General features: G+C 69.4%; 6 protein-coding genes. All 6 read left to right on the top strand.

Translation table 11 applies throughout. From position 1 onward, the window contains the following. A partial coding sequence (locus RT309_RS13315) for a DUF6986 family protein (protein WP_313357777.1) occupies window positions 1–1,047 on the top strand: 1,047 nt, incomplete at its 5' end. Further along, entirely contained in the window at window positions 1,044–1,856 is an 813-nt protein-coding gene (locus tag RT309_RS13310) for a bifunctional allantoicase/(S)-ureidoglycine aminohydrolase (RefSeq protein WP_313357778.1), read from the top strand. The genes RT309_RS13315 and RT309_RS13310, both read left to right, overlap by 4 nt. A 182-nt stretch (window positions 1,857–2,038) precedes the next feature. Further along, complete coding sequence (locus RT309_RS13305; protein ID WP_313357775.1) at window positions 2,039–2,824, top strand: TIM barrel protein; 786 nt, start codon at window positions 2,039–2,041, stop codon at window positions 2,822–2,824. Between the two features lie 28 nt (window positions 2,825–2,852). Further along, complete coding sequence (locus RT309_RS13300) at window positions 2,853–3,731, top strand: 2-hydroxy-3-oxopropionate reductase (protein ID WP_313357773.1); 879 nt, start codon at window positions 2,853–2,855, stop codon at window positions 3,729–3,731. 19 nt (window positions 3,732–3,750) lie between these two features. Beyond that, window positions 3,751–5,538, top strand: coding sequence for a glyoxylate carboligase (gene gcl, locus RT309_RS13295; RefSeq protein ID WP_313357771.1), 1,788 nt, complete (start codon window positions 3,751–3,753; stop codon window positions 5,536–5,538). Between the two features lie 17 nt (window positions 5,539–5,555). Beyond that, on the top strand, window positions 5,556–5,968 hold a 413-nt coding region (locus tag RT309_RS13290), incomplete at its 3' end, for a glycerate kinase (protein WP_313357769.1).

Raw genomic sequence — 5,968 nt, 5'->3', positions numbered from 1 at the left:
GCGCTCGCCGAGTCGGTCGGGCTGGGTCACCTCGCCGGCGAGCTCGCCCCGCTGGTGGATGCCAAGCTGCGCCGCGAGCCCATCGAAGACCTTCGCCTCGACTTCGAGGACGGCTACGGCACGCGCGGCGACGACGAGGAGGACGCCGACGCGATCCTCGCCGCCGAACGCGTCGCCGAGGCCGTCGCCGCGGGCACCGCGACGCCGTTCATCGGCATCCGGTTCAAGTGCTTCGAGGCGCCGACCAGGCGCCGCGGCATCCGCACCCTCGACCGCTTCGTCACCACCCTCGCCGCCGCCGGTGAACTGCCGGACGGGCTCGTGCTCACCCTGCCGAAGGTCACCACCGTGGCGCAGGTCGAGGCGATGGTCGCGCTGTGCGAGCGCTTCGAGGAGCGCCTGGGCCTGGCATCAGGGCGCCTGCGCTTCGAGGTGCAGATGGAGACGCCGCAGCTGATCGTCGCCGCCGACGGCACGATCCCCGTCGCGACGCTGCTGCACCGCGGCGAGGGGCGCGTCTCGGCGCTGCACTACGGCACGTACGACTACAGCGCCTCGCTGCAGATCGCCGCGGCGTACCAGTCGATGGAGCACCCCGCCGCCGACTACGCCAAGCAGGTGATGCAGGTCGCCGTCGCCGAGACCGGCGTGCGACTCTCCGACGGGTCGACCAACGTCATCCCGGTCGGCGAGAACGCGACGGATGCCTGGAAGCTGCACGCCCGCCTGGTGCGGCGCTCACTCGAGCGCGGCTACTACCAGGGCTGGGACCTGCACGCCAACCAACTGCCCACTCGGTACCTGGCGACCTACGCGTTCTATCGAGAGGGCTTCGAGGCCGCCGCCCGCCGCCTCGACAACTACCTGCACGGCAGCGACGCGACGATCATGGACGAGCCCGCCACCGCGCGAGCCCTCGCCCGTTTCGTCGTGCGCGGCCTGGAGTGCGGTGCGCTCACCGAAGACGAGGTGCGCTCGTCGACGGGCGCCTCGCCCGCCGAGCTGACGCGGCTCGCACATCCCAAACTCGCCACCAAGGAGGCCTGATGTCCTACTACACCCCGACCGGCGGTCTGCCGCCGCAGACCGACCTGCTCACCGACCGCGCGATCGTCAAGCTCGCCTACACGGTGATCCCCAAGGGCGTGCTGCGCGACATCGTCACCAGCAGCCTGCCGGGCTTCAGCAACACCCGCGCATGGATCATCGCCAAGCCCACCCCGAGCTCGGCGGAGACGTTCTCGCAGCTGATCGTGGAGATCTCGCCCGGCGGCGAGGCCGCCAAGCCCGAGCCGGAGGCGGGCGTCGAGGGCGTCGTCTTCGTCACCACCGGGAAGCTCACGCTGACGCTCGACGGCGAGACGCACGTGCTCGAAGAGGGCGGCTACGCCTTCCTCGCGCCCGGTGCGGACTGGTCGCTGAAGAACGAGGGCGACGAGGTCACCAGCTTCCATTGGATCCGCAAGGCGTACGAGTGGCTCGAGGGCGTCGACGCACCCGCTTCCTTCGTCACGCGCGACCAGGACATCGAGCCCACGCCGATGGTGGGCACCGACGCATGGCTGACCACCCGCTTCGCCGACTCGAGCGACATGGCGCACGACATGCAGGTGAACATCGTCACCTTCAAGCCGGGCGGCTCGATCCCCTTCGCCGAGACGCACGTCATGGAGCACGGCCTGTTCGTGCTCGAGGGCAAGGCGGTCTACCACCTCAACGGCGACTGGGTCGAGGTCGAAGCCGGCGACTACATGCTGCTTCGCGCTTTCTGCCCGCAGGCCTGCTACGCCGGCGGCCCCGGCGACTTCCGCTACCTGCTCTACAAGGACATGAACCGTCAGATCAAGCTCACGTGAGCCGATCCCGCGCATCGCGGGCCGAGCCGACGCACCCGCCGGGCATCCGGTGGGTGCGTTCGGCTTTCCAGCGGGTTCCGGATGCCGGAATCCCGGCGGCTCTCCGTTGACACCTCCCGCACCCCGCTCTAGCCTTTCATTAGTAGGAACTTTTTTTCCGCAATACGAAACCAAGGACGATCATGAGCTACACCGTCAACGCGTCGATCCTGCTGACCGACCTTCCCGTGAACGAGCGTCCCGCCGCAGCCAAGGCGGCCGGCTTCGACGCTGTCGAGTTCTGGTGGCCGTTCTCATCCGCCGTGCCCGAGCAGCAGGAGGCCGACGCATTCGTCGCCGCCATCGATGAGGCAGGCGTGCAGCTGACGGGTCTGAACTTCTTCGCCGGTGACATGCCCGCCGGCGACCGCGGGCTGGTCTCGTGGATCGGTCGCGAGGGCGAGTTCCGCGACAACGTCGAGGTCGTGGTCGGCATCGGCGAGCGCACGGGCACGAAGGCGTTCAACGCGCTCTACGGCCTGCGCCAGGAGGGCGTCGACGCGACGGCGCAGGACGACCTCGCCGTCGAGAACCTCGCCATCGCCGGCAGGGCCGTCGCTCGCATCGGCGGCATCGTGCTGCTCGAGCCCGTCTCGGGCGCCGACGCGTACCCGCTGAAGACCGCGGCAGACGCGCTCGCCATCATCGCCCGAGTCAAGGACGAGCATGGAGTCGACAACGTCCGCCTGCTCGCGGACTTCTACCACCTCGCCGTCAACGGCGACGACGTCGCTGCCGTCATCGCCGAGCACGCCGGCGAGTTCGGGCACATCCAGATCGCCGACGCCCCCGGTCGCGGCGAGCCGGGTACCGGTGAGCTGCCGCTGACCGAATGGATCGACGCAGCGCGCGCCGGCGGCTACGACGGCGTGATCGGTCTCGAGTACAAGGCCACCCAGGGCGACCCGTTCGCCTGGATTAAGAACTGACACCCCACTTCCGCGAAGGAGCGACGACATGACCAACATCACCATCATCGGTCTCGGAATCATGGGCCTGCCCATGGCGAAGAACCTCGTCACGGCGGGCTACACCGTCACCGGCGTCAACCGCAGCCCTGAGGCTGTGCAGAATCTCGTCGATGCGGGTGGCAAGGGCGCCGCCAGCATCGCCGAGGGCGTCAAGGACGCCGACGTGATCATCACGATGGTTCCCGACTCCCCGGACGTCGCCGGCGTCGTGCAGGGCCCCGAGGGCGTATTCGCCAACGCGAAGAAGGGCGCCCTCTGGATCGACAACTCCTCGATCCGGCCGGATGTCGCCAAGGAGCTGGCCGAGGAGGCCGTCGCGGCCGGTCTGGGCGCCGTGGACGCACCGGTGTCCGGTGGTGAGCAGGGTGCCATCGACGGAGTGCTCTCGATCATGACCGGTGGCTCTCCCGAGGACTTCGCCAAGGCCGAGCCCATCCTGCAGGCCATCGGCAAGACCATCGTGCACGTCGGCCCCGCCGGTGCCGGTCAGACGGTGAAGGCGGCCAACCAGCTGATCGTCGCCGTCAACATCCAGGCCCTCAGCGAGGCGATCGTCTTCCTCGAGGCCTACGGCGTCGACACCGACGCGGCACTCAAGGTGCTCGGCGGCGGTCTCGCCGGGTCCAAGGTCCTCGACCAGAAGGGGCAGAAGATGCTCGACCGCGACTTCGCCCCCGGCTTCCGCCTGGCCCTGCACAACAAGGACCTGGGCATCGTCACCGCTGCAGCCCGCGGCGCCGGAGTCACCGTGCCGCTCGGCTCGGCCGTCGCCCAGCTCGTCACCTCGCTCGTCGCCCGCGGCGACGGCGGCCTCGACCACTCCGGCCTCTTCAAGCTCACTGCTGAGCTCTCCGGCCGCGAATAACAACGAAGGACAGAACATCATGACCCGCATGCGCGCAGTGGACGCCATCGTCCAGATCCTCATCAAGGAGGGCGCCGACGAGGCGTTCGGCCTGCCCGGAGCCGCCATCAACCCGCTGTACTCCGCGATTCGCGCCGGTGGCGGCATCCGGCACACGCTCGCCCGCCACGTGGAGGGCGCGTCGCACATGGCCGACGGCTACAGCCGCACCGGTGACGGACGCATCGGCGTCTGCCTCGGCACGTCCGGCCCCGCCGGCACCGACATGATCACCGGCCTGTACGCTGCGATCGCCGACAGCATCCCGATGCTGTGCATCACCGGCCAGGCGCCGGTGGCGAAGCTCGACAAGGAGGACTTCCAGGCCGTCGACATCGCGTCCATCGCGAAGCCGGTGACCAAGTTCGCCAAGACGGTGCTCGAGGGCGCGCAGGTTCCCGGCGTGTTCCAGAGCGCCTTCCAGATCATGCGCTCGGGCCGCCCCGGTCCCGTGCTGATCGACCTGCCGTTCGACGTGCAGATGACCGAGATCGAGTTCGACATCGACACCTACGAGCCGCTGCCGGTCGCCAAGCCGGTGGCCACCCGCGCGCAGGCCGAGAAGGTGCTCGACATGCTCACCGCGTCGGCGCACCCGGTGATCGTCGCCGGCGGCGGCATCATCAACTCCGGCGCCTCCGACAAGCTGGTCGAGCTGGCAGAGACCCTCGGCGTGCCGGTGGTGCCCACCCTGATGGGCTGGGGCGCGATCGCCGACGACCACCCGCTGGCCGCAGGCCTGGTCGGCATCCAGACCTCGCAGCGCTACGGCAACGCGAGCTTCCTCGAGAGCGACTTCGTGCTCGGCATCGGCAACCGCTGGGCCAACCGCCACACCGGTGGGCTCGACACGTACCGCAAGGGCCGCACCTTCGTGCACGTCGACATCGAGCCGACGCAGATCGGTCGTGTGTTCGCGCCCGACTACGGCGTGGTCTCCGACGCCGGCGCCTTCATGGACGTGCTGCTCGAGGCGGCACGCGAGCGGGTGGCCGAGCTGCCCGACTACAACGGCTGGGCCGAGGAGTGCCGCGACCGCAAGGCGCGTCTGCAGCGCAAGACCAACTTCGACAACGTGCCCATGAAGCCGCACCGCGTGTACCAGGAGATGCTCACGGCGTTCGACCGCGACACCACCTTCGTCACCACGATCGGTCTGTCGCAGATCGCCGGCGCGCAGCTGCTGCACGTCTACGGCCCCCGCAAGTGGATCAACGCCGGCCAGGCGGGCCCCCTCGGCTGGACGGGACCTGCCGCCCTCGGCGTCGTGCGCGGAAAGCCCGGTGAGCAGGTCGTGGCGCTCTCGGGCGACTACGACTTCCAGTTCATGATCGAAGAGCTCGCGGTGGGTGCGCAGCACAAGCTGCCGTACATCCACGTCGTGGTGAACAACAGCTACCTGGGCCTGATCCGTCAGTCGCAGCGCGGTTTCGAGATGGACTACGAGGTCTCGCTGGCGTTCGACAACGTCAACACGCCGTACGACCCCGACAGCGTCGCCACCGGCTACGGCGTCGACCACGTCAAGGTCGCCGAAGGGCTGGGCTGCAAGGCGATCCGCGTCGAGCGACCGGAAGAGCTCGCCGCCGGCTTCGCCGAGGCCGCCCGCCTGCGCGACGAGTTCCAGGTTCCCGTCGTGGTCGAGGTCATCCTCGAGCGCGTCACGAACATCGCGATGGGTGCGGACCTCGACACCATGAACGAGTTCGAGGACCTCGCCGCATCGCCGGCCGACGCCCCCGAGGCGATCTACGCCCTGCTCGACTGATCGATTCCGAGTACGACATGCGCATCCTCATCGCCTCTGACAAGTTCAAGGGCTCGGCGACGGGCTCGGAGGTGGCGACGGCGCTCGCCGACGGCATCCGGGAGATCATCCCGGATGCCGTCGTCGACGCGGCTCCCGTCGCCGACGGCGGCGAGGGCACGGTCGACGCGGCCGTCGCGAGCGGCTTCACACCGGTGACGGTCTCGGTCACCGGTCCCACCGGTCACCCGGTGGATGCCACCTTCGCCGTCCGCGAAGAGCAGGCGATCATCGAGATGGCCGCCGCCAGCGGCCTGGACGTGCTGCCCGGCGGCGAGAAGGATGCCCTCGGGGCGACCAGCCGCGGCACGGGCGAGCTCATCGTCGCGGCGCTCGACCGGGGCGCGACTTCGATCGTGCTCGGCGTGGGCGGCAGCGCGTGCACCGACGG

Origin of the sequence: Microbacterium sp. (genome assembly GCF_032084865.1) — a bacterium.
In the GTDB taxonomy this organism is placed as follows: Bacteria; Actinomycetota; Actinomycetes; order Actinomycetales; family Microbacteriaceae; genus Microbacterium.
The sequence above is the reverse complement of the archived record's forward strand: the minus strand, read 5'-3'. Positions and strand labels throughout refer to the sequence as shown.

What these genes read in the sequence shown, in the direction of transcription:
- RT309_RS13305 (WP_313357775.1), top strand. Translation starts at nt 2,039, where the DNA reads ATGAGCTACACCGTCAACGCGTCGATCCTGCTGACCGACCTTCCCGTG.
- RT309_RS13300 (WP_313357773.1), top strand. Translation starts at nt 2,853, where the DNA reads ATGACCAACATCACCATCATCGGTCTCGGAATCATGGGCCTGCCCATG.
- gcl (WP_313357771.1), top strand. Translation starts at nt 3,751, where the DNA reads ATGACCCGCATGCGCGCAGTGGACGCCATCGTCCAGATCCTCATCAAG.